Origin of the sequence: Pseudomonas sp. LS_2, assembly GCF_042709235.1 — a bacterium.
GTDB lineage: Bacteria > Pseudomonadota > Gammaproteobacteria > Pseudomonadales > Pseudomonadaceae > Aquipseudomonas.
Genome location: NZ_JAVAYC010000002.1, coordinates 223,823 through 245,121 on the forward strand (window position 1 = coordinate 223,823; position 21,299 = coordinate 245,121).

24 protein-coding genes are annotated in these 21,299 nt (G+C 62.6%); 21 read left to right on the plus strand and 3 right to left on the minus strand.

Annotation, left to right across the window (positions count from 1 at the left end):
* The first annotated feature begins 63 nt into the window (after positions 1–63).
* The gene (gene ftsB, locus RAC97_RS02780) at positions 64–345 is read left to right on the plus strand and encodes a cell division protein FtsB (protein ID WP_375098197.1); all 282 of its coding nucleotides are present in this window, start codon (positions 64–66) and stop codon (positions 343–345) included.
* The gene (ispD, locus tag RAC97_RS02785) at positions 342–1,049 is read left to right on the plus strand and encodes a 2-C-methyl-D-erythritol 4-phosphate cytidylyltransferase (protein ID WP_375098198.1); all 708 of its coding nucleotides are present in this window, start codon (positions 342–344) and stop codon (positions 1,047–1,049) included. The genes ftsB and ispD overlap by 4 nt, the downstream gene beginning before the upstream one ends.
* A gap of 91 nt (positions 1,050–1,140) precedes the next feature.
* Here the strand turns inward: ispD and RAC97_RS02790 are convergent, their stop codons facing one another.
* A complete protein-coding gene (locus RAC97_RS02790) occupies positions 1,141–2,037 on the minus strand; it encodes a LysR substrate-binding domain-containing protein (protein WP_375098199.1) in 897 nt (298 codons plus the stop codon).
* Positions 2,038–2,144: 107 nt separating this feature from the next.
* Here RAC97_RS02790 and RAC97_RS02795 point away from each other — a divergent pair, with 107 nt between their 5' ends.
* The 8 genes from RAC97_RS02795 to rpoS all read left to right on the plus strand — a co-directional run bounded on the left by RAC97_RS02795 (position 2,145) and on the right by rpoS (position 9,286).
* A complete protein-coding gene (locus tag RAC97_RS02795) occupies positions 2,145–3,257 on the plus strand; it encodes an S-(hydroxymethyl)glutathione dehydrogenase/class III alcohol dehydrogenase (protein WP_375098200.1) in 1,113 nt (370 codons plus the stop codon).
* Between the two features lie 8 nt (positions 3,258–3,265).
* On the plus strand, positions 3,266–4,120 hold the full coding sequence (gene fghA / locus RAC97_RS02800; protein WP_375098201.1) for an S-formylglutathione hydrolase: 855 nt from the start codon (positions 3,266–3,268) through the stop codon (positions 4,118–4,120).
* A 72-nt stretch (positions 4,121–4,192) separates the two neighbouring features.
* Complete coding sequence (gene ispF, locus RAC97_RS02805) at positions 4,193–4,666, plus strand: 2-C-methyl-D-erythritol 2,4-cyclodiphosphate synthase (RefSeq protein WP_375098202.1); 474 nt, start codon at positions 4,193–4,195, stop codon at positions 4,664–4,666.
* Positions 4,663–5,721, plus strand: a complete 1,059-nt coding sequence (truD, locus tag RAC97_RS02810; protein ID WP_375098203.1) for a tRNA pseudouridine(13) synthase TruD — start codon at positions 4,663–4,665, stop codon at positions 5,719–5,721. The genes ispF and truD overlap by 4 nt, the downstream gene beginning before the upstream one ends.
* On the plus strand, positions 5,709–6,458 hold the full coding sequence (gene surE / locus RAC97_RS02815; protein WP_375098204.1) for a 5'/3'-nucleotidase SurE: 750 nt from the start codon (positions 5,709–5,711) through the stop codon (positions 6,456–6,458). Before truD ends, surE begins: the two co-directional genes overlap by 13 nt.
* Positions 6,459–6,499: 41 nt before the next feature.
* The gene (locus RAC97_RS02820) at positions 6,500–7,138 is read left to right on the plus strand and encodes a protein-L-isoaspartate(D-aspartate) O-methyltransferase (RefSeq protein WP_375098338.1); all 639 of its coding nucleotides are present in this window, start codon (positions 6,500–6,502) and stop codon (positions 7,136–7,138) included.
* Positions 7,139–7,310: 172 nt separating this feature from the next.
* Positions 7,311–8,171, plus strand: coding sequence for a peptidoglycan DD-metalloendopeptidase family protein (locus tag RAC97_RS02825; RefSeq protein ID WP_375098339.1), 861 nt, complete (start codon positions 7,311–7,313; stop codon positions 8,169–8,171).
* 107 nt (positions 8,172–8,278) lie between these two features.
* The gene (gene rpoS, locus RAC97_RS02830) at positions 8,279–9,286 is read left to right on the plus strand and encodes an RNA polymerase sigma factor RpoS (protein WP_275636621.1); all 1,008 of its coding nucleotides are present in this window, start codon (positions 8,279–8,281) and stop codon (positions 9,284–9,286) included.
* Positions 9,287–9,766: 480 nt separating this feature from the next.
* On the opposite strand, the gene fdxA is transcribed toward rpoS, so the two are convergent.
* Positions 9,767–10,090, minus strand: coding sequence for a ferredoxin FdxA (gene fdxA / locus RAC97_RS02835; RefSeq protein ID WP_027595821.1), 324 nt, complete (start codon positions 10,088–10,090; stop codon positions 9,767–9,769).
* A 136-nt stretch (positions 10,091–10,226) separates the two neighbouring features.
* Positions 10,227–12,797 carry a DNA mismatch repair protein MutS gene (gene mutS, locus RAC97_RS02840; RefSeq protein WP_375098205.1) on the minus strand — a complete coding sequence of 857 codons (2,571 nt, stop codon included), beginning with the start codon at positions 12,795–12,797 and terminating at the stop codon, positions 10,227–10,229.
* 127 nt (positions 12,798–12,924) lie between these two features.
* On the opposite strand from mutS, the gene RAC97_RS02845 reads away from it, so the two are divergent.
* The 11 genes from RAC97_RS02845 to RAC97_RS02895 all read left to right on the plus strand — a co-directional run bounded on the left by RAC97_RS02845 (position 12,925) and on the right by RAC97_RS02895 (position 21,290).
* Positions 12,925–13,671, plus strand: a complete 747-nt coding sequence (locus RAC97_RS02845; RefSeq protein ID WP_375098206.1) for a helix-turn-helix transcriptional regulator — start codon at positions 12,925–12,927, stop codon at positions 13,669–13,671.
* 461 nt (positions 13,672–14,132) lie between these two features.
* Positions 14,133–14,456, plus strand: coding sequence for a phage holin family protein (locus RAC97_RS02850; protein ID WP_375098207.1), 324 nt, complete (start codon positions 14,133–14,135; stop codon positions 14,454–14,456).
* 11 nt (positions 14,457–14,467) lie between these two features.
* Entirely contained in the window at positions 14,468–14,965 is a 498-nt protein-coding gene (locus RAC97_RS02855) for a hypothetical protein (RefSeq protein WP_375098208.1), read from the plus strand.
* A complete protein-coding gene (locus RAC97_RS02860) occupies positions 14,962–15,522 on the plus strand; it encodes a phage baseplate assembly protein V (protein WP_375098209.1) in 561 nt (186 codons plus the stop codon). Before RAC97_RS02855 ends, RAC97_RS02860 begins: the two co-directional genes overlap by 4 nt.
* 96 nt (positions 15,523–15,618) lie before the next feature.
* Positions 15,619–15,945: a GPW/gp25 family protein gene (locus tag RAC97_RS02865; protein WP_375098210.1), complete on the plus strand. Its 327-nt coding sequence runs from the start codon at positions 15,619–15,621 to the stop codon at positions 15,943–15,945.
* Positions 15,942–16,823 carry a baseplate J/gp47 family protein gene (locus RAC97_RS02870; RefSeq protein ID WP_375098211.1) on the plus strand — a complete coding sequence of 294 codons (882 nt, stop codon included), beginning with the start codon at positions 15,942–15,944 and terminating at the stop codon, positions 16,821–16,823. Before RAC97_RS02865 ends, RAC97_RS02870 begins: the two co-directional genes overlap by 4 nt.
* A gap of 1 nt (position 16,824) precedes the next feature.
* Positions 16,825–17,433, plus strand: coding sequence for a phage tail protein I (locus tag RAC97_RS02875; protein ID WP_375098212.1), 609 nt, complete (start codon positions 16,825–16,827; stop codon positions 17,431–17,433).
* On the plus strand, positions 17,426–19,153 hold the full coding sequence (locus tag RAC97_RS02880; RefSeq protein WP_375098213.1) for a phage tail protein: 1,728 nt from the start codon (positions 17,426–17,428) through the stop codon (positions 19,151–19,153). The genes RAC97_RS02875 and RAC97_RS02880 overlap by 8 nt, the downstream gene beginning before the upstream one ends.
* Positions 19,154–19,290: 137 nt before the next feature.
* Entirely contained in the window at positions 19,291–20,457 is a 1,167-nt protein-coding gene (locus RAC97_RS02885) for a phage tail sheath subtilisin-like domain-containing protein (protein ID WP_375098214.1), read from the plus strand.
* A 13-nt stretch (positions 20,458–20,470) separates the two neighbouring features.
* Positions 20,471–20,980, plus strand: coding sequence for a phage major tail tube protein (locus RAC97_RS02890; RefSeq protein WP_375098215.1), 510 nt, complete (start codon positions 20,471–20,473; stop codon positions 20,978–20,980).
* Between the two features lie 10 nt (positions 20,981–20,990).
* Positions 20,991–21,290, plus strand: a complete 300-nt coding sequence (locus RAC97_RS02895; RefSeq protein WP_375098216.1) for a phage tail assembly protein — start codon at positions 20,991–20,993, stop codon at positions 21,288–21,290.
* The last annotated feature ends 9 nt before the right edge of the window (positions 21,291–21,299 follow it).

Below are 21,299 nucleotides of genomic sequence, written 5' to 3' on the forward strand. Positions count from 1 at the left end.
CTTGGCCAGGCTTCGTGCTATCCGAGGCCTGTGTGTCGCGGTCTTTCAACCCTGGATATCTTGATGCGCAGTCCCTATTGGTTGTTTCTCGTCCTGCTCCTGTTGCTCGGTGGCCTGCAATACCGCCTGTGGGTCGGTAATGGCAGCCTCGCGCACGTGGCCGAACTCAAGCAGCAGATCGCCGACCAGCACGCGGAAAACGAGCGCCTGCTGGAACGTAACCGCGTGCTCGATGCCGAGGTCCTGGAGTTGAAAAAGGGCATGGAGACCGTCGAAGAGCGGGCTCGCCACGAACTGGGGATGGTCAAGGAGGGCGAGACCCTCTACCAGTTGCCGCAAAAATGACCCAACCCTTGCCGGCCTTTTGGGCCGTTGTTCCTGCCGCGGGTATTGGTGCCCGCATGGCCGCCGACCGACCAAAGCAGTACCTGGAGCTTGGTGGGCGGACGATTCTCGAGCATAGCCTCGACTGTTTCCTCGACCATCCCGCGCTCAAGGGCGTGGTGGTCAGCATTGCTGCCGACGACCCTTACTGGCCTGGCCTGCGTTGCGCCAGCGATTCGCGCATCCAGCGTGCGGCCGGCGGGCGCGAGCGGGCCGATTCGGTGCTCAATGCACTGTTGCTGCTGCACGCCCAGGGCGCTGCGGACAGCGACTGGGTGCTGGTGCACGATGCCGCGAGGCCGAACCTGGCGCGCAGTGATCTGGACAAGCTGTTGGGCGAACTGGCCGGCGACCCGGTGGGCGGGCTGTTGGCCGTGCCCGCGCGCGATACGCTCAAGCGTGCCGATGCCCAGGGCCGGGTCAGCGCCACGGTCGACCGCAGTACGGTATGGCAGGCCTATACCCCGCAGATGTTCCGCCTGGGGCTGTTGCACCGTGCTTTGGCCGAGTGCCTGGTGTCTGACGTGGCCGTGACCGATGAGTCCTCGGCGATCGAATGGACTGGGCTATCGCCGCGCCTGATCGAAGGGCGCAGCGACAATATCAAGGTTACCCGGCCGGAAGACCTGGAGTGGTTGCGCCAGCGTTGGGCGGCGCGACGCTGAAGGTCACTGTCGCTTTTGTCGGCCTCTTCGTGGGCAAGCCCGCTCCTTTCAGGTGGCGCAACGCTGTAGAAGCGGGCTTGCCTGCGAAGCATCACACGGCCTGGTACTCTGGCAACTGCGCCAACCCCTCCTTCAGGTAATTTACCAACCGGCGCACCTTCGGCGACAAATGCCTCTGCTGCGGATACAGCGCCCACACTGCGGTATTTGGCGGCTGATGAGCTTCCAGCAGCGACACCAGCGCGCCACTGCGCAGGTGCTCCAGTACGTAGTAGTCCGGCAGTTGGCACAACCCTATCCCCTGTAATGCCGCATCCAGCACCGCCTGCCCGCTGTTGCAGCGCCAGTTGCCCTGTATCCGCTGGCTGATCTCCCGCCCGTCCTGCTGCAAGGCCCAGAGGTCGGAACTGCCGACCAGGCAATTGTGCCGCGCCAGTTCCGACAGGCTGTGCGGACGCCCATAGCGCTCCAGATAGCCCGGCGACGCACACAGGTACATGCGTCGCGGTGCCAGGCGTGCGGCCACCAGACGGGAATCCTGCAGGCGGCCCAGGCGAATCGCCAGGTCCATGCCTTCGTGGAGTAGGTCCAGGGTGCGGTTGGTCAGTTCCACATCCACCCGCAACTGCGGGTACAGGCCCATGAAGCGGGTCACCAAAGGCACGATGAAGCGCTCCCCATAGGCCACCGCGCAAGTCATGCGCAGCAGGCCCTTGGGCTCGCTGGCCAAGTCGCCCATGGCGCGCAACGCTTCCTCGCGCCCATCTTGCAGGCGCTGGCAGTGTTGCAGAAAGGTCTGCCCGGCCTCGCTCAGGGTTACCCGCCGGGTACTGCGATACAGCAAACGGGTTTGCAGACGCTCTTCCAGCCGGGCGATCTGGCGGCTGATATGCGAGGAGGAAACCCCCAGGCGTTCGGCGGCGGCGGTGAACTGACCTGCCTCGGCCACGGCAACGAACTCATCGATGCCTTCCCAGCGGCTGCTCATTGATTATCCCTGCATGGCAATAATGTTTTGTCCTGGCTCGGATTATTCATCAAAAAAGCTTGAATTACACTGCCAGACTGAATCGCCAATCTGTCTGGAGACCCGTGATGATCAAGTCCCGCGCTGCCGTAGCCTTCGAGGCCAAGAAACCCCTGGAAATCGTCGAAGTCGACGTCGCCATGCCCAAGGCCGGCGAAGTGTTGCTGCGCGTCGTCGCCAGCGGTGTGTGCCACACCGACGCCTACACCTTGTCCGGCGCCGATCCCGAGGGCATCTTCCCGTCCATCCTTGGCCACGAAGGTGGAGCGATCGTCGAGGCGGTGGGCGAGGGCGTCACTTCGGTGGCCGTCGGCGACCACGTTATCCCGCTGTACACCCCCGAATGCGGCCAGTGCAAATTCTGCCGCTCGGGCAAGACCAACCTGTGCCAGGCCATCCGAGCCACCCAGGGCAAGGGCCTGATGCCTGATGGCACCACGCGCTTCTCCTACAAAGGCCAGCAGCTGTTCCACTACATGGGCACCTCGACCTTCTCCGAATACACCGTGCTGCCGGAAATCTCCGTGGCCAAGATCCAGAAGGAAGCGCCGCTGGAGAAGGTCTGCCTGCTCGGTTGCGGCGTTACCACAGGTATCGGCGCGGTGCTCAACACCGCCAAGGTCAAGGCGGGTGACACCGTGGCGATCTTCGGCCTGGGCGGCATCGGCTTGTCGGCGGTGATCGGTGCGGTCAAGGCCAAGGCTTCACGCATCATCGCCATCGACATCAACCCGGCCAAGTTCGAGATCGCCCGCCAACTGGGCGCCACCGATTGCATCAACCCCAAGGAATACGATCGCCCGATCCAGGAAGTGATCGTCGACCTCACCGACGGCGGCGTCGACTTCTCCTTCGAATGCATCGGCAATGTACAACTGATGCGCGCCGCGCTGGAGTGCTGCCACAAAGGTTGGGGCGAGTCGGTGATCATCGGCGTGGCCGGTGCCGGCCAGGAAATCGCTACCCGTCCGTTCCAGCTGGTGACCGGCCGTGTCTGGCGCGGTTCGGCGTTCGGTGGCGTGCGTGGCCGCAGCGAGCTGCCGAGCTACGTGGAAATGTCGGAAAAGGGCGAGATCCCGCTGGATACCTTCATCACCCACACCATGGGCCTTGAAGACATCAACAAAGCCTTCGACCTGATGCACGAAGGCAAGAGCATCCGCAGCGTGATTCACTTCTGAGGTCAGCCATGAGCCTGGAAAACATCTCCTGCCAGAAGAGCTTCGGCGGCTGGCACAAGCGTTACCGGCACCACTCCAAGGTGCTGGGCTGCGACATGGTGTTTGCCGTGTACCTGCCACCACAGGCCGAGCAGGGCGAGAAACTGCCGGTGCTGTACTGGCTCAGCGGTTTGACCTGCACCGACGAGAACTTCATGCAGAAGGCCGGCGCCCAGCGCCTGGCCGCCGAGCTGGGCCTGATCATCGTCGCGCCCGACACCAGCCCGCGTGGCGAGCAGGTTCCGGGCGACCCGGACGGCGCCTGGGATTTCGGCCTCGGCGCCGGGTTCTATGTCAATGCCACCCAAGAGCCTTGGGCACGGCACTACCGCATGCACGACTATGTGGTCCAGGAGTTGCCTGGGTTGATCGAGGCGCATTTCCCGGCCAGCGAGTTGCGCAGCATCAGCGGTCACTCGATGGGCGGGCACGGTGCGCTGGTATGCGCCTTGCGCAATCCAGGGCGCTATCGGTCGGTGTCGGCGTTCTCGCCCATCAGCAACCCCATGGATTGCCCCTGGGGCGAGAAGGCCTTCTCCCGCTACCTGGGGGATGACCGGGCGACCTGGCGCGAGTGGGATGCCAGCGTGCTGCTGGCGGCAACCCCTGCTGGCCAGTGCCCGCCACTGCTGGTGGACCAGGGCGACCGTGACGACTTCCTCGAAAAGCAGCTCAAGCCCGAAGCCCTGGAGCAAGCCGCGCGCAAAGGGGGCCATGGGCTGAGCCTGCGCCTGCAGCCAGGCTACGACCACAGCTACTATTTCATCGCCAGTTTCATCGATGAGCACCTGCGCCACCATGCGCTGGCGCTAGGCCGGGTGTAGCAGGCCCAAAAGGCGCCCAAGCTCGGGCAAAGCAGGTAGAATCACGCCCTGACTTCATCAGGGCGTTTTTCTATGCGTATTGGCCACGGCTACGATGTGCACCGTTTCTGCGACGGTGATTTCATTACCCTGGGAGGGGTTCGCATCCCTCACAAGTATGGCCTGCTGGCCCATTCCGACGGCGACGTGCTGCTGCATGCCATCAGTGATGCCCTGCTCGGCGCCGCGGCGTTGGGTGACATCGGCAAGCACTTCCCCGACACCGACCCGCAGTTCAAGGGCGCCGACAGCCGCGTGCTGCTGCGCCATGTGCTGGATGTGGTCCAGGGCAAGGGTTGGAAGGTCGGTAACGTCGACGCCACCATCGTCGCCCAGGCGCCGAAGATGGCACCGCACATCGAAACCATGCGCCAGTACATCGCCGCGGATCTGCGCGTCGAACTCGACCAGGTCAACGTCAAGGCCACCACCGAAGAGAAGCTCGGTTTCACCGGCCGCGAGGAGGGGATCGCCGTGCATGCCGTTGCCCTGTTACTGCCCGCATGACCGAGAACGAACTGCTCGGGCCGCGCGCCAGTGGGCAAGCCCTGGGCACTGCGGTGCTCAAGGCCGTCGCCGAGGACTTCCAGGTCGACGAAGTGCTGGACATTCCGCTGTCCGGCCAAGGCGAGCACCTGTGGCTGTGGGTGGAAAAACGTGACCTGAACACTGAGGAAGCCGCCCGCCGCCTGGCGCGTGCTGCCGGTGTGCCGCTGCGGGCGATCAGCTACGCAGGGCTCAAGGACCGCCAGGCCCTGACTCGGCAGTGGTTCAGCCTGCACCTGCCCGGCAAGGCCGACCCAGACCTTGCCCGCGCCGAAGATGCCAGCCTGCGGGTGCTCAAGCAGGTACGCCACCAGCGCAAGCTGCAGCGTGGCGCCCATTCGGCCAATGGCTTCACCTTGCGCCTGACAGGCCTTGCGGCCGATCACAAGGCCCTGGACGCGCGCCTGGAGCAGCTCAAGGTTTCTGGCGTACCGAACTACTTTGGTGCCCAACGCTTCGGCCACGGCGGTGGCAACGTCCACGACGCACTCGACTGGGCGGGCCGCGATGCTTTGCCCGAGCAGCGCAATGTGCGTTCGCGGCTGCTGTCGGCCGCGCGCAGCTACCTGTTCAACCAAGTGCTGGCCGCACGAGTTGGCGATGGCAGCTGGAATCAGGCCCAGGTCGGTGACCTGTTGGCGTTCACCGACAGTCGTAGTTTCTTCGCGGCTGGCGAGCAGGAGTGTGCCGATCCTCGCCTGGCCATTCTGGACTTGCATCCGACCGGCCCGATGTGGGGTGAGGGCGCTACGCCTAGCAATGGCGTCACCGCCGCGCTGGAAACCGCGGTCGCCGAAGGCCACGTTGCGCTGTGCCGTTGGCTGGCCAAGGCGGGCATGAGTCACGAACGACGCATCTTGCGGCTCCCTATTGGGCGTCTGACATGGCATTATCCCGAGCCTGATATTCTGCAACTGGAATTCGTCCTTCCGGCCGGATGCTTCGCCACCGTGGTGGTGCGCGAGCTTGTCGATCTGGTGCCGGCAGGGCAGACGGACAGCCCATGCGTATTCTGATTTCCAATGACGATGGTGTTACCGCACCCGGTCTTGCCGCGCTGCATGCAGCGCTGGCCGACTATGCCGAGTGCACGGTGATCGCCCCGGACCAAGACAAGAGCGGTGCCGGCAGTTCACTGACGCTGGACCGGCCATTGACGCCGCACACGTTGGCCAATGGCTTCATCAGCCTCAACGGAACGCCGACCGACTGCGTGCACCTGGGCATCAATGGCCTGTTGCCGCATACCCCCGACAGGGTGGTTTCGGGCATCAACCTGGGTGCCAACCTGGGGGATGACGTGCTTTATTCCGGTACGGTTGCCGCTGCGCTGGAGGGGCGTTTCCTAGGGAGCACGTCGCTGGCGTTTTCCTTGATTTCGCGCCAGCCCGACAACCTGCCTGCCGCCGCGCACATCGCCCGCCGCCTTGTAGAGGCGCAGGCGCGCCTGGAGCTGCCGCCGCGTACTGTTCTCAACGTCAACATCCCTAACCTGCCGCTGGAGCACATTCGTGGCATTCGCCTCACCCGCCTGGGGCATCGCGCCCGTGCCGCAGCGCCCACCAAGGTTGTCAACCCGCGGGGCAAGGAAGGCTACTGGATCGCGGTGGTCGGCGATGCCGAGGATGGCGGGCCCGGTACCGATTTCCACGCCGTGATGCAAGGCTACGTCTCGATCACGCCATTGCAGCTGGACCGTACCTTCAACGATGCCTTCGAGCGCTTCGACGGCTGGCTGGAGGACGTGCTCTGATGCGTGAAAAGGACGATCTGCAGCGGCGCGGCGGTATTGGCATGACCTCCCAGCGCACTCGGGAGCGACTGATCCAGCGGCTCTATGAGGAAGGGGTGTCGAACGCCAAGGTGCTCGAGGCCATTCGCCGCACGCCGCGTCATCTGTTCGTCGATGAGGCGCTGGCCCATCGGGCCTATGAAGACACTGCGCTGCCCATCGGGCACAACCAGACCATTTCCCAGCCGTTCATGGTCGCGCATATGAGCGAACTGCTACTTGAGGCCGGCCCGCTGGACAAGGTCCTGGAGATCGGTACCGGTTCCGGTTACCAAACCGCCATTCTTGCGCAGCTGGTTGAGCGGGTGTTCTCGGTCGAGCGCATCAAGGTGCTGCAGGACCGGGCCAAGGAGCGCCTGGTCGAACTGAACCTGCGTAACGTGGTGTTTCGTTGGGGCGATGGTTGCGAAGGGTGGCCGGCGCTGGCGCCCTACAACGCGATCATCGTCACGGCGGTTGCACCGGAGGTGCCCCAGGCCCTGCTGGACCAGTTGGCCCCCGGTGGGCGCCTGGTGATTCCGGTGGGGGCGGCTGGAGAGTCGCAGCAACTGATGCTCATCGTGCGTGAGGAACATGGCTTCTCCAGGCGCGTCCTGGGGAATGTGCGTTTCGTACCCTTGCTCAATGGTCCGCTGGCCTGAAGTCCTTGGAATATTTGCGGCGGCAACGAATTCTTCGGGCAGGCGCCTGTCTATCTGGCGGAGTGCCGTTATCCGCTGGCACCTGACCGGGCAGCCAGGTTTGTGCTCGGTTATAGTTGAAACATTATTGCAATTCGTCACATTTGATTTCTGCACCATGAGGGGAGCGCGGGTGGGTCACACAGTCAGTCGACAGCGCAAGGATCTATCGGGCTTCAAGCTTCTGGCGATTGCGTTGGCCATGGGGACCTTGCTGGTGGGCTGCTCCAGCACCGGTTCCAGCGGTGCGCGGGTGGTCGACCGCAATAACACCGCCCCCCCCAAGCGAGCCGCCGTGACCTCGGGGCAATACGTCGTCAAGCCCGGCGATACCCTGTTCTCCATCGCATTCCGCTACGGCTGGGACTACAAGGAGCTGGCGGCGCGCAACAATATTCCGGCGCCCTATACCATTCGCCCGGGGCAGCCCATCCGCTTCAGCAGTGGCGCAGCCGGCAGCACCACGGTGGTGTCTTCCAGCCCATCCTCATCCAGTCGTACCACCGTGACCCGGCGCCCGGTTACCACCACCGCGCCGCCCGCCGGTTCTGGCAACTCCGCCCCGCCACCACCTGCCAGCCCACCACCGGTGGGCGCCCAGGTGCCCGCTGCGGAGCGCTCGGCGGGCGGTTGGACCTGGCCTGCAAACGGTGTGCTGATTGGAAAATTCGCTTCAAACGGTAGTTTGAATAAAGGCATTGATATCGCCGGTGATTTGGGACAGCCTGTTTTTGCAGCTTCTGATGGTGCAGTGGTTTACGCCGGGAGTGGCTTGCGGGGCTACGGCGAGTTGGTCATTATCAAGCACAGCGATACCTACGTCAGCGCCTACGGTCACAACCGCAGGCTCATGGTTCGGGAGGGGCAGCAGGTCAAGGCAGGGCAGACGATCGCAGAAATGGGGTCCACGGGCACTGATCGGGTGAAGCTGCATTTCGAGATTCGCCGCCAGGGCAAACCCGTCGACCCTCTCCAGTTCCTGCCTCGCCGTTGATGTTGCACCCAGCCTGTTCCTTGGATGTAGAGGGGACAGGCTTTAGCGCTGCCAGGGAAACAGGTGCCGCTAGAGTCTGAGTTCGAACTCAGCAAAGGACTATAACAATGGCTCTCAGTAAAGAAGTGCCGGAGTTTGACATCGACGATGACCTGCTCCTGATGGAGACCGGCATCGTTTTGGAAACGGATGTGGTGTCAGACGAACCTGCTGTACCGTCTGTTCGGACCAGGGCCAAGCAAGGCTCGTCACTAAAGCAACATAAGTACATCGATTACAGCCGGGCGCTCGACGCGACCCAGTTGTACCTCAACGAAATCGGCTTCTCGCCACTGCTTTCGCCGGAAGAGGAAGTGCACTTCGCGCGCCTGTCGCAGAAGGGCGACCCTGCCGGGCGCAAGCGCATGATCGAAAGCAACCTGCGCTTGGTCGTAAAAATCGCGCGTCGTTACGTCAATCGTGGGCTGTCTTTGCTCGACCTGATCGAGGAAGGCAACCTGGGGCTGATTCGCGCGGTCGAGAAGTTCGATCCAGAGCGTGGTTTCCGCTTCTCTACCTATGCGACCTGGTGGATCCGCCAGACCATCGAGCGGGCGATCATGAACCAGACCCGCACCATTCGCCTGCCGATCCATGTCGTCAAGGAGCTGAACGTCTACCTGCGAGCTGCGCGGGAATTGACCCAGAAGCTCGACCACGAACCCTCCCCGGAAGAAATCGCCGGCTTGCTGGAAAAACCGGTGGCTGAGGTCAAGCGCATGCTCGGCCTCAACGAACGCGTCTCTTCTGTGGACGTTTCGCTGGGTCCGGACTCCGACAAGACTCTGCTCGACACGCTGACCGACGACCGTCCAACCGATCCCTGCGAGCTGTTGCAGGACGATGACCTGTCGCAGAGTATCGACCAGTGGCTGGGCGAGCTGACTGACAAGCAGCGTGAGGTGGTTATCCGCCGCTTCGGTCTGCGCGGTCATGAAAGCAGCACCCTCGAGGACGTAGGCCTGGAAATTGGCCTGACCCGCGAGCGTGTGCGGCAGATCCAGGTAGAGGGCCTCAAGCGCCTGCGCGAAATCCTCGAGAAAAATGGCTTGTCCAGCGAGTCTCTGTTCCAGTAGCTGGTTTCACCAAGCCTTTGCGCACAAGACGCCCCGATAACCTCGGGGCGTTTTTGTATCCGTGGTAAATGTTTACAGCACCACCGTAGTTGCTTCGCGTGTAAGTGATTGCTTACGTGTCGTGTAAGTCATTGCTGTAGGAGTCGGTAAATCATTGTCGCTTCCAGTGCGGCCTATTTGTTAATTGAATGATTTTTAAGGATTTTTTAGTTTTGTAGAAATGTTTCCACGGTAGCATCTTGAGATGCATGCAGGTTGCCGCCGCCGCTGGAATCGCTAGTATTCGAACTGTGCCGACGGACTGGCACAGGCGCTCAAGGATGATCGCCAGGGACATCGCAGGACGCGATTCATCAGGATGATGATTGGGACAAGCAGGGACTACGGAAAAAATGTGGGCGGGTCAAACCGCCCCTTTTTTTGCCTGCAAAAAAACAAAAAGGCCCGCTTGGGGCCTTTTTTGTTTCCGAGCACTGAGGCTCAGCGTTCCAGGTCGGCGATCTTGCCGGTCTTGCCATCCCACTCTTCGGCGTCTGGCAGCGCATCTTTGCGCTCGGTGATGTTCGGCCAGATTTCTGCCAGCTCGGCGTTCAGCTCGATGAAATTCTCCATGCCGGACGGCACTTCGTCTTCCGAGAAGATGGCTTGGGCCGGGCATTCTGGTTCGCACAGGGCGCAATCAATGCACTCGTCCGGATGAATAACCAGGAAGTTCGGGCCTTCGTAGAAGCAGTCCACCGGACAGACTTCCACGCAGTCGGTGTACTTGCATTTGATGCAGTTGTCGGTGACGACGAAGGTCATTTCTAATTCTCTCCTCAGGCGACGGCAGCGTGCCCTTCCTCTCAGGGCAGCGCGGTTCACGATGTGCCGCAGACCAGGCTAGGAGCCTGCGGTGCCGCGAACCGCGCCGGATTCTACCAGCTTGCGCGGTCGGCCGTTATAACAGGTTTTTCAGTTGATATAGCATTTCGATAGCTTGGCGCGGTGTCATGTCGTCCAGGTCCAGCTTGCCCAGCTTCTCGATGGCTGGATGCGGCAGGCTGGCGAACAGGTCGCTCTGGTGTGGAACCTGCGCTTGACCCCTGCTCTTGGCCACCGGCGCTTCGTGGGGCAGGCTTGCGGTTTCCAGGCGACCCAAGTGCTCGCGTGCGCGCTGGATTACCTGCCCGGGCACCCCGGCCAGTTGCGCCACCGCCAGGCCATAGCTCTGGCTGGCAGGGCCGGGCAGTACATGGTGCAGGAAGACGATGCGCTCGTTGTGCTCGGTGGCATTGAGGTGCACGTTGGCCACCAGCGGCTCGCTCTCCGGTAATACCGTCAGCTCGAAATAGTGCGTGGCGAACAGCGTGTAGGCGCGCAGTTGGGCCAGGCGCTCGGCGGCAGCCCAGGCCAGGGACAGGCCGTCGAAGGTACTGGTACCACGGCCAACCTCGTCCATCAGCACCAGGCTGCGGTCGGTGGCGTTGTGCAGGATATTGGCGGTTTCGCTCATCTCGACCATGAACGTCGAGCGCCCGCCGGCCAGATCGTCGCTGGAGCCGATGCGGGTAAAGATGCGGTCGACCAGCGACAGCTCGCAACGTGCCGCCGGGACAAAGCTGCCGATATGCGCCATCAGCACGATCAGTGCGGTCTGGCGCATGTAGGTAGATTTACCACCCATGTTGGGGCCGGTGATGATCAGCATGCGCGTGGCATCATCCAGCGCCAGGTCGTTGGCCACGAAGGGGGTGGTCAGTACCTGCTCCACCACCGGATGACGCCCCTGGTCGATGCGCAGGCAAGGTTCGTCGACGAAACTTGGGCAGTTCAAGTCCAGGTTCAGCGCGCGCTCGGCCAGGTTGCTCAGAACGTCCAGTTCGGCCAGTGCCGCAGCGCTGTCCTGCAGGGGCGCAAGGTGGCCGATCAGGGTTTCCAGCAGCGCGTCGTAGAGCATTTTCTCGCGTGCCAGGGCGCGGCTCTTGGCCGACAGTGCCTTGTCTTCGAAGGCCTTGAGTTCGGGGGTGATGAAGCGCTCGGCGCCCTTGAGGGTCTGGCGGCGGATGTAGTCGGCCGGCGCCTGCTCGGCCTGCTTGGTGGGAAGCTCGATATAGTAGCCATGTACCCGGTTGTAGCCGACCTTGAGATTGGCCAGCCCCGTACGGGCCTTCTCGCGGGCTTCCAGGTCGATCAGGAACTGGCCGGCGTTCTCGCTCATCGCCAGTAGCTCGTCCAGTTCGCTGTCGTAACCTGTCTTGAGCACGCCACCGTCGCGGATCACCGCCGGCGGGTTGTCGATGATCGCCCGCTCCAGCAGGCTGGCAAGTTCCGGATAGGTACCGGCGATGGCCGCCAGGCGCGCCAGGTGCGGCGCCTCCAGTTCGGCCATGGCGTTCTGCAATTCGGGCAACGCGCCCAGGGCATCGCGCAGGCGTGCCAGGTCGCGGGGGCGGGCGTTGCGCAGGCCGATGCGGGCGAGGATACGCTCGATATCGCCGATTTCCTTGAGTTGCGGTTGCAGCTTCTCGAAACGGTAGCTGTCGAGCAGGCAGCGGATCGAGCCCTGGCGCGCCTGCAGCACCTTCAGGTCACGCAGCGGGCGGTTCAGCCAGCGGGTCAGCAGGCGGCTGGCCATGGCGGTCTGGCAACGGTCGATCACCGATTGCAAGGTGTTGTCGCGGCCACCGGCCAGGTTGATATCCAGTTCCAGGTTGCGACGGCTGGCGCCATCGAGGATCACCGTGTCGTCCATGCGCTCATGGCGCAGGCTGCGCAGGTGCGGCAGGCTGGTGCGCTGGGTTTCCTTGGCGTAGGTCAGCAGGCAACCGGCGGCGCCGATGGCCAGGGTCAGCTTGTCGCAGCCAAAGCCCTTGAGGTCCTGGGTCGCGAATTGCTGGCACAGGCTCTTGCGTGCCGAGTCGCGGTCGAAATCCCAGGGGGCTCGACGCCGTGCGCCGGGGCGTTTCTCCGCGGGCAGGCCCTGGGGCCAGTCATCGGGGATCAGCAGCTCTACCGGGTTGATGCGCTCGAGCTCCGCCAGCAGGTTTTCCCAGCCCTTGATTTCCTGCACGCTGAAGTTGCCGCTGGTGATGTCCAGCACGGCCAGTCCGAACAGGCGCTCGTCACCCAGTAATGCGGCGATCAGGTTGTCGCGGCGCTCATCGAGCAGGGCCTCGTCGCTAACCGTACCGGGGGTGATGATGCGCACCACCTGACGCTCCACCGGCCCCTTGCTGGTGGCCGGGTCGCCGATCTGCTCGCAGATGACCACCGACTCGCCGAGCTTCACCAGCTTGGCCAGGTAGCCCTCCAATGAATGGAACGGGATGCCGCACATCGGGATCGACTGGCCCGCAGACTGGCCGCGCGCGGTCAGGGTGATGTCCAGCAGCTTCGCGGCTTTCTTCGCATCTTCGTAGAAGATCTCGTAGAAATCGCCCATGCGGTAGAACATCAGCTGGTCTGGGTGCTGGTGCTTCAGCTTCCAGTATTGCTGCATCATCGGGGTGTGTGCGGAGAGATCGGACATTCGAGGCCTTACAGCGGTTTCTGGTGGCTTTTGCGAAACAGGCGATGATACAGGGATTTTCCAGATGCGGGGCCAGGTTGCCACAGCCATGCAGCAGCCATTGCATTCAGCCGAAGCAGCCTGCATTATGCACGCTATGCAAAAACGCAACGTAGCTACCGTACTCAGAGAATTGCTCGACCGCCACGGCCTGTCACCGACGGAGCTGCACCGGCGCACGGGCGTACCGCAATCCACCCTGTCGCGCATCCTCAGCGAGAAAATCGTCGACCCTTCGGATAAACACGTCTCGAAGATCGCCGAGTATTTTGGCCTGAGCACCGACCAGTTGCGTGGCCGCGCCGACCTGGGCGAAGCCCGCCAGGTGCTGCAGCCTGTGCGGGTTCATGCCGATCTGGATGACATCAGCCTGTGGGACGACGAAACCCCCGTCGAGGACGACGAGGTGTCGGTCCCCTTTCTTCGCGAGGTCGAATTGGCAGCAGGATCAGGAAGATTCGTCATCGAGGAAAGCGAGCGCGCGCGCCTGCGCTTCGGCAAGCGCAGCCTGCGCCACAACGGGGTGCAGTTCGACCAGGCCAAGTGCGTGACAGTAAGGGGCAACAGTATGTTGCCGGTGCTGCGCGATGGCGCGACGGTCGGGGTGAATACCGGCAAGTGCGGCATCGGCGACATCATCGATGGCGACCTCTACGCCATCAACCATAACGGCCAACTGCGCGTGAAGCAGGTCTACCGGCTGCCCACCGGCATCCGCCTGCGCAGCTTCAACCGCGACGAACACCCGGATGAAGACTACAGCTTCCAGCAGATGCAGGAGGAGCAGATCAGCATGCTTGGCCATGTGTTCTGGTGGGGCATGTACGCCCGATAAGCCCCGTCCTTCTGGAAAACCCGCCTCGGCGGGTTTTTTTTTGCCGGTAGAAAACTCCTACGAGCCTCGCCGGCTAAGCCTTTCATGCATTTCAGCAAAAGCGCGTGCATGCAAATGCAAAAAAATGCATTGACTGCATATGCGTTAATGCATAGCCTGTGTCTCAAGCCGGACAGCAACCGGTTGTTACACAGGCAGCGATGGACAGGCCTTGACTGTCCAGAGGGTTGGCAACTGGCCCGGGTGTGCAGCGTAAAGCACCACGAACAGTTATCCGGCGGGCAGGCGGCCGCGGTCGGAGTCACCAATTTGAAGCGCAACCGCACGGCGTCACCAGTCGTGGCCGGCGGTTACCAACGCGCATTACTGAAGGGCCTGCGCAGCGGGCCCTTTGGAATGCCGATTTCCATGACAACACCTCGCCGGCAACGGCCGGCGGGCATCACACAGGAGACACGACAGTGACGAACGAGCAACAAGCGTTGCTGGAAATGCCGCTCTGGCTGGTGATCGTCCTGGCATTGCTGGGCGGTCTGGCTGGCGAGATGTGGCGGGCCGACAAGGCCGGAGCCAAGGGCTGGTCGCTAGTGCGGCGCCTGGCGCTGCGCTCCGGAGCCTGCATGGTGTGTGGGGTTTCGACGGTCATGCTGCTGTATGCCAGCGGCCTGTCTATCTGGACTGCTAGCGCCTTTGGCTGCCTGACCGCGATGGCCGGTGCCGATGTGACCATCGGCCTATACGAACGCTGGGCGGCACGGCGCCTGGGGCTGCGCGATGAACGATAGGAGGTACGGACATGAGTGAATTGGCCACGCTGCATGCGGCCTTGACCGCAACGATTCGTGAGGCGATGCCTGAACTTGCGTCAGTCGATGCATATGCAGATGTAGGAAGCGATACCGCGCTACCGGCGTTGCGCCACGGCATCGTGCGCATGACCGCCGATGCCGCTCCCCGCGACGGGCGTTCGGTGCTGTTCACCACCTTCGAGGCGGACATCACCCCCGATGCCGCCAACCCCGAGGCCCGCCTGCAAGGCAGCCTGCTGGCCGCGCAACTGGTAGACCTGTTGCGCCAGCAGCTGTGGGGCCTGGAGTTCGTGGAAGCGAGCCGCAATGTTCGGGCCTACCTTTCCGGCGACCACTGGAAAGTACGGTGGGAACAACCGGTGCTGCTCGGCGAAGCGCAATGGCACTGGCCCGACCAACCGCCGGGCAGCCTGATGCTTGGCTTCAGCCCCGACACTGGGCCGGGTAACGAAGGCAAGTACATCACCCCGGAGGACCTCGCATGAGCTACGCCAGTGCCATGCACGATCGCATGCTGGCCTGTCTGGTCATCCCCTGTCGGGTCGTGGCCGTCGACCTCGCTGCAGCGCGCATAAGGGTTTCCGATGGCGCGGGCTGGACCAGCGCCTGGGTTCGCTGGCATGCCCAGGCCGCTGGCAAAGCGCGGCACTGGCGGGCTCCGAGCCCAGGCGAGCAGGGCGTGCTGGTCAGCCCCAGCGGCGAGCCGGCCCAGGGCACCTTCATCGCCGGGCTCTATGGCAATGCAGGCAGCCCGCCGGACAACCGTGACCACATCGAGGCGTGGCGTTTCGATGACGGCGGCTCGCTGGTCTACGACTGGCAAGCGCGGCGTTACGACATCCACCTCCCCAGCGGCACCGCCAGCATCAAGGTCGGCGCCAGTACGGTGATGGTCAGCGATGGCGCCATCCATATCGACGCCGCCAGCATCACGCTGGCTGGCAACGTCAGCGTCGAAGGCCCGTTGACGGTCAGCGGCGACATCAACGGCGGCGGGCGAATCATCGATACCGCTGGCAACACCGCCAACCATAAGCACTGACGCCCGGCCACCGCACGCTGTCGAGCAGGACGTCCCACGTCAGGAGAACACCATGCATACCCACTCGCGGCCACGCGCCGCCCCAGGAGGCTCGCCATGATCGGCATGGACCGCCGCACCGGCCAGCCCCTGGTCGGCATCGCCCACTTGCGCCAGTCCATCGAGGACATCCTCACCACACCGTTGGGCAGCCGGCGCATGCGCCCTGACTACGGCAGTCAACTGCGCCGCTACGTCGACCTGCCGGTCAACGAAGGCTGGAAAAGCGCAGTACAAGCCGAAGTCGCCCGCGCCCTCGGACGCTGGGAGCCACGCCTTGAACTCGAGCGAGTCAAGGTGGTGGCGGTGCTCGACGGCCAGGTCAACCTGCTGCTGAGCGGTCGTTACCTGGGCGACGATGCGGTACTGGAGGTGCGCGCATGAGCCAGGTCGACCTGTCGAAACTGCCCGCCCCGGCGCTGCTCGAAGACCTGGACTTCGAAACCCTCTACCAGGCCGACCTGGCCACCTTTCGCGCACACCTTGGCGATGCCTGGGACGCCGCGCTGGAGAGCGACCCGGTCAGCAAGCTGCTGGAGGTCGGTGCCTACCGCAAGCTACTCAACCGCGCACGCATCAACGATGCGGCCAAGGCGCTGCTGCTGGCCTATGCCGAAGGTCGCGACCTCGACCAGCTTGCAGCCAACGTCGCCCTGCAACGCCTGGTGATCCAGCCTGCGGACCCGACCACCTTCCCACCGACCGAAGCCATCCTCGAAGCCGACGATGCCCTGCGCGAGCGTGTACAGCTGGTCTACGAAGGCCTGACAACCGCCGGCCCGCGCAACAGCTACATCCTCCATGCCCGCAACGCTTCGGGGCAGGTCGCCGACGCGACTGCCGAAAGCCCGTCGCCGGCGGTGGTCGATGTCACGGTGCTGAGCCTGGAGAACGATGGCGTAGCCAGCCAGGAGTTGTTGGAGGAAGTGGCCGCATACCTCAACGACGACGACATCCGCCCAGTCGCCGACCGGGTCAGCGTGCGCAGCGCCGAGGTGTTGCCGTATCGCATCGAGGCGGTGTTGCACATGGCCGGCCACGGCCCGGAATACGAGGCCATTCGCGCCGAGTGCGAACGTCGCCTGCGTGCCTGGGTCAACCCTCGGCGCCGTCTGGGCGTGGAGGTGGCGCGCTCGGGCATCGATGCGCAGTTGCACATCGACGGCGTCAGCCGGGTCGAGCTGCTCGACTGGGTCGACATCCGCCCGACCAAGGCCCAGGCGGCCTGGTGCCTAGGCGTCGACATCACGCGGGGGGAGTGACATGCAAAGCCTCTTGCCACTGAATCGCACGCCGCTTGAACGGGCCTTGGAAGTGGCCGCCGACGAGGACCTGAAGGTTTCCCTGCGCGGCCTGTACAACCCCGACACTTGCCCGCCGCATCTTCTCTACCAACTGGCCTGGGCCTGGTCGGTGGACCGCTGGGACGATGACTGGAGCGATGCCATCAAGCGCTCGGTGATCCGCTCGGCGTTCTTCGTCCACGCCCACAAAGGCACCCTCGGCGCCCTCAGGCGGGTGGTCGAGCCGTTCGGTTACCTGATCGAGGTGATCGAGTGGTGGCAGGCTGCGCCTGCCGGGGTGCCGGGTACCTTCGCCTTGAAAGTGGGGGTTTCCGGCTCGGGCATCAGCGAAGAAATCTACAACGAGATGTCGGCTCTGATCGACGACGCCCGGCCGGTCAGTCGGCATATGACGGGTTTGGTCATCAGCTTGGAGAGCCGGGGGCAACTCTATCTGGGATGCGCGATCCAGGACGGGGATGAACTCGAGATCTACCCATTGGCGCCACGTGAAGTTGACGTCTCCGGCGTCATGGGGCGCGGCGGCCGTGAACACACAATCGATACCTTGGACATTACAAATGGTTGACCAGAATTCTCAGTTCTACGCCATTCTCACGAACGTGGGCGCGGCGAAACAGGCCAACGCGGATGCTTTGGGCATTCCATGGCGGATCACACAAATGGGCGTGGGCGATGCCAATGGCGCAGACCCTACACCGAACGCCAATCAGACCAGCTTGATCAACGAGTGGCGCCGTGCACCTCTGAACCAATTGAAGGTGGATGAAAGAAACAGCGCGATCATCGTGGCCGAGCAAGTTATTCCGGCAGATGTCGGCGGGCGCTGGATTCGAGAAATTGCGCTATACGATGCCGATGATGACATGGTCGCCGTAGCCAACTGTGCTCCGACCTACAAGCCGTTGCTAAGCCAGGGGTCGGGACGTACTCAAGTGGTCCGGATGAACCTGGTGGTCAGCAGCGCCAGCAATGTGCAGTTGAAAATCGATCCGGCAGTGGTGCTGGCGACTAGAGAGTGGGTCACGGAGGAGTTGGCCAAACAGGATTTCAAGCACTCAGTGCTCGCCGCGACCACCGCACCTATCGCTTTGAGCGGTTTGCAGACCATTGACGGTATCGCTCTGGTCATCGGCGCTCGAGTGCTGGTCAAGAACCAGGCCGCGCCTAAGGACAATGGGCTGTACTCGGTGGCTAGCGGTGCTTGGACACGATGTGGTGATGCCGACAGCGATAGTAAGGTCACCCCCGGATTGCTGGTGCTGGTAGAAAAAGGTACGGCCAATGGTGACAGTGCTTGGCAATTGGTAACCGATGAGCCTGTTACCTTGGGGGTCACTGCTCAGCAATACGAAATGGCCTTTGGGCGTAGCGGTGTAGCAGCGGGGACTTATCGCAGTGTGACGGTTGACAAGTATGGGCGCGTAATAGCGGCCAGTAGTCCAACCACGATCGCTGGTTACGGGTTGACCGATGTCTACTCCATCGCTCAGTTAGATTCGAAACTGGAATTGAAAGCACCCATCGCCAGTCCCATATTCACCGGGAATCCATCTGGTCCAACGCCTCCTCGCGGAAATATCTCAACGCAATTGGCAACTACGCAGTTCGTCAAGGAGGTTGGGTGGACTCTTCCATCAAGTCTGGCTGGCATTCCTTCTGGTTCAACCTTGACGCTAGAGCAGGTCGGTCGGCTTACCTATATGAGCGGGGTAGGGACTTGGAGTAGCACAGTAGTATTACCGTCCGTAGGAATTCCAGTCGGCTCTATTTTTTGTATTTCGGTAGGCTCGGGGGATGGCACTATCGTTGTCCATAAACCAGCTGTCAGTGGTGGGTATATCGCAATCGGTTCAACCTCCTATACCACCCTTACGGTCAAAGCGAATGAACCCCCTTTGATTTTGGTTTATAACGGTGACGGCATTTATGCTGTACTAGCGGGCGGGCTTTCAAATACACAAAATTATGCGTCTCTGAAGTCGCTGAATGGCTGGTCAAAAATTCCGAACGGTATGATCGAGCAGTGGGGACGTATCACCATTCCGGCGAATGTATCTTCATTCAATATAGATACTGTATTTCCCTTAGTATTCCCGAATGCATGCTTTTCGGTTGTTGCAAGTGTAGGCGTTTCAACGGGAGATTATGCGGTATCTTCTTACCGGCAGAATAGGCAGTCGGTGAGTATTGGTGTGCCCAGTTTAGTTGGGTTCGATGGGCAGGTCTTCTGTGATAACAATCTTTTCGACTCGCGTGAAGTGCAGTGGCGAGCGATTGGATATTAAAGATAGATAATGTCCATTGTTGTCGCCAGCTGAGTGCCCTGTTAACAGGCGCTATCAATCCTCACCATCACACAACGCTTCACCCACAGGCCCTGGACTTGCAGGGCCTTTTCATTTCTAACTTGGAGACAACCTAAATGGCTGGATTCTTTCACGGCGTCACCGTAACCAACGTAGACACCGGCGCGCGCACCATTGCACTGCCATCTTCCTCGATCATCGGCCTGGTCGATACCTTCACCCCCGGCGCTGAGGTCTCGGCCAAGGCCAACGACCTGGTGTTGATCACCAGCGAACGCGAGGCCGTAGCCGCCTTCGGCGCCGATGCGGCGATCACCAAGGCCTGCCGCGCCGTCTTCACCCGTGCCCGTGCGGTCATCGTCGCTTGCGGCGTGGCCAAGGTCGAACAGGCTTCCGAGCAAGCCGCCGCGATCATCGGCAGCGTGCTGGCCGACGGCAAGCGCACCGGCCTGCAAGCGCTGCTCGACGGCAAGAGCTGCTTCAACGCCCAGCCGCGCCTGCTGGTCGCCCCCAAGCACAGCGCCACCCAGGCCGTAGCCACCGCATTGGTAGCACTGGCCGACAAGCTGCGTGGCATCGCCATCATCGACGGCCCGAACACCACCGATGAGGCCTCCATCGCCTACGCCGAGAACTTCGGTGCCAAGCGTGCCTTCCTGGTCGACCCGGGCGTGCGCTACTTCGACACCGATGCCGCCGACACCGTCGATGCACCTGGCTCTGCCTGGGTCGCCGGCCTGTTCGCCTATACCGACCGCGAGTACGGCTTCTGGGCCTCGCCTTCGAACAAGGAATTCGTAGGCATTACCGGTACCAGCCGCCCGGTCGAGTTCCTCGACGGCGATGAAACCTGCCGCGCCAACCTGCTCAACAACGCCAACATCGCCACCATCATCCGCGACGATGGCTTCCGCCTGTGGGGCAACCGCACCCTGTCGAGCGACCCGAAATGGGCCTTCGTCACCCGCGTGCGCACCATGGACATCGTCATGGACGCGATCCTCTACGGCCACAAATGGGCCGTCGACCGCGCCATCACCGCCACCTACGTCAAGGACGTCACCGAAGGCCTGCAAGCCTTCATGCGCGACCTTAAGAACCAGGGGGCGATCATCAACTTCGAGGTGTTCGCCGACCCGGAACTGAACACCGCCAGCCAGCTCGAGCAGGGCAAGGTGTACTGGAACATCCGCTTCACCGACGTCCCGCCTGCCGAAAACCCCAACTTCCGCGTCGAAGTCACCAACCAGTGGCTGACCGAAGTCCTCGATTCCGCCGCCTAAGGAGCGCATTTACATGGCAATGATTCCCGAAACCCTGGCCAACCTGAACCTGTTCGTCGACGGCGTGAGCTTCCAGGGCGATGTGCCCAGCCTGACTCTGCCCAAGCTCACCCTGAAAATGGAAGAGCACCGCCCCGGCGGCATGGACATGCCGGTCGAGATCGACCAGGGCATGGAAAAGCAGGAAGCTGCCTTCACCACCACCGGCGTGCGCCGCGAGGCCCTGAAGTTCTTCGGCCTGGCCGACGGCAGCGCCTTCAACGGCACCTTCCGCGGCGCCTTCAAGGGCCTCAAGGGCAAGATCACCCCGGTCATCGTCACCCTGCGCGGCAGCCTCAAGGAAGTCGACATGGGCGACTGGAAGTCTGGCGACAAGGCCGAGGTCAAGCACAGCGTCGCGGTCACCTACTACAAGTTGGAAGTCGATGGCCGCGAGGTCTACGAGATCGACGCCTTGGGCATGAAGCGGGTGATCGATGGCGTCGACCAACTGGCCGCCCAGCGCGCCGCGCTCGGCTTGTAAGGAGGCGACCATGGCTCAAGCCAAGCAGCAACCCAAGTGGCTGGCCCTGGAGGCCGACCGCATCACCGTGCGCCTGTCGCGCCCCAGCGAGGCCAACGGCGTGCAGGTCGACAGCCTGTCGCTGCGCAGCCCCACCGTGCGCGATATCCGCAATGCCCAGGTCGGCGGCGGCGATGACGAACAGCGCGAGCTGAACCTGTTCGCCTCCCTGGCCGAGGTGGGCGTCAAGGACCTCGAAGCGCTGGCGCTGAAGGACTACAGCCGCCTGCAAGCGGGCTACTTTCGCCTGGTGCAGGACGACGAACTTTGACCCGGCCCG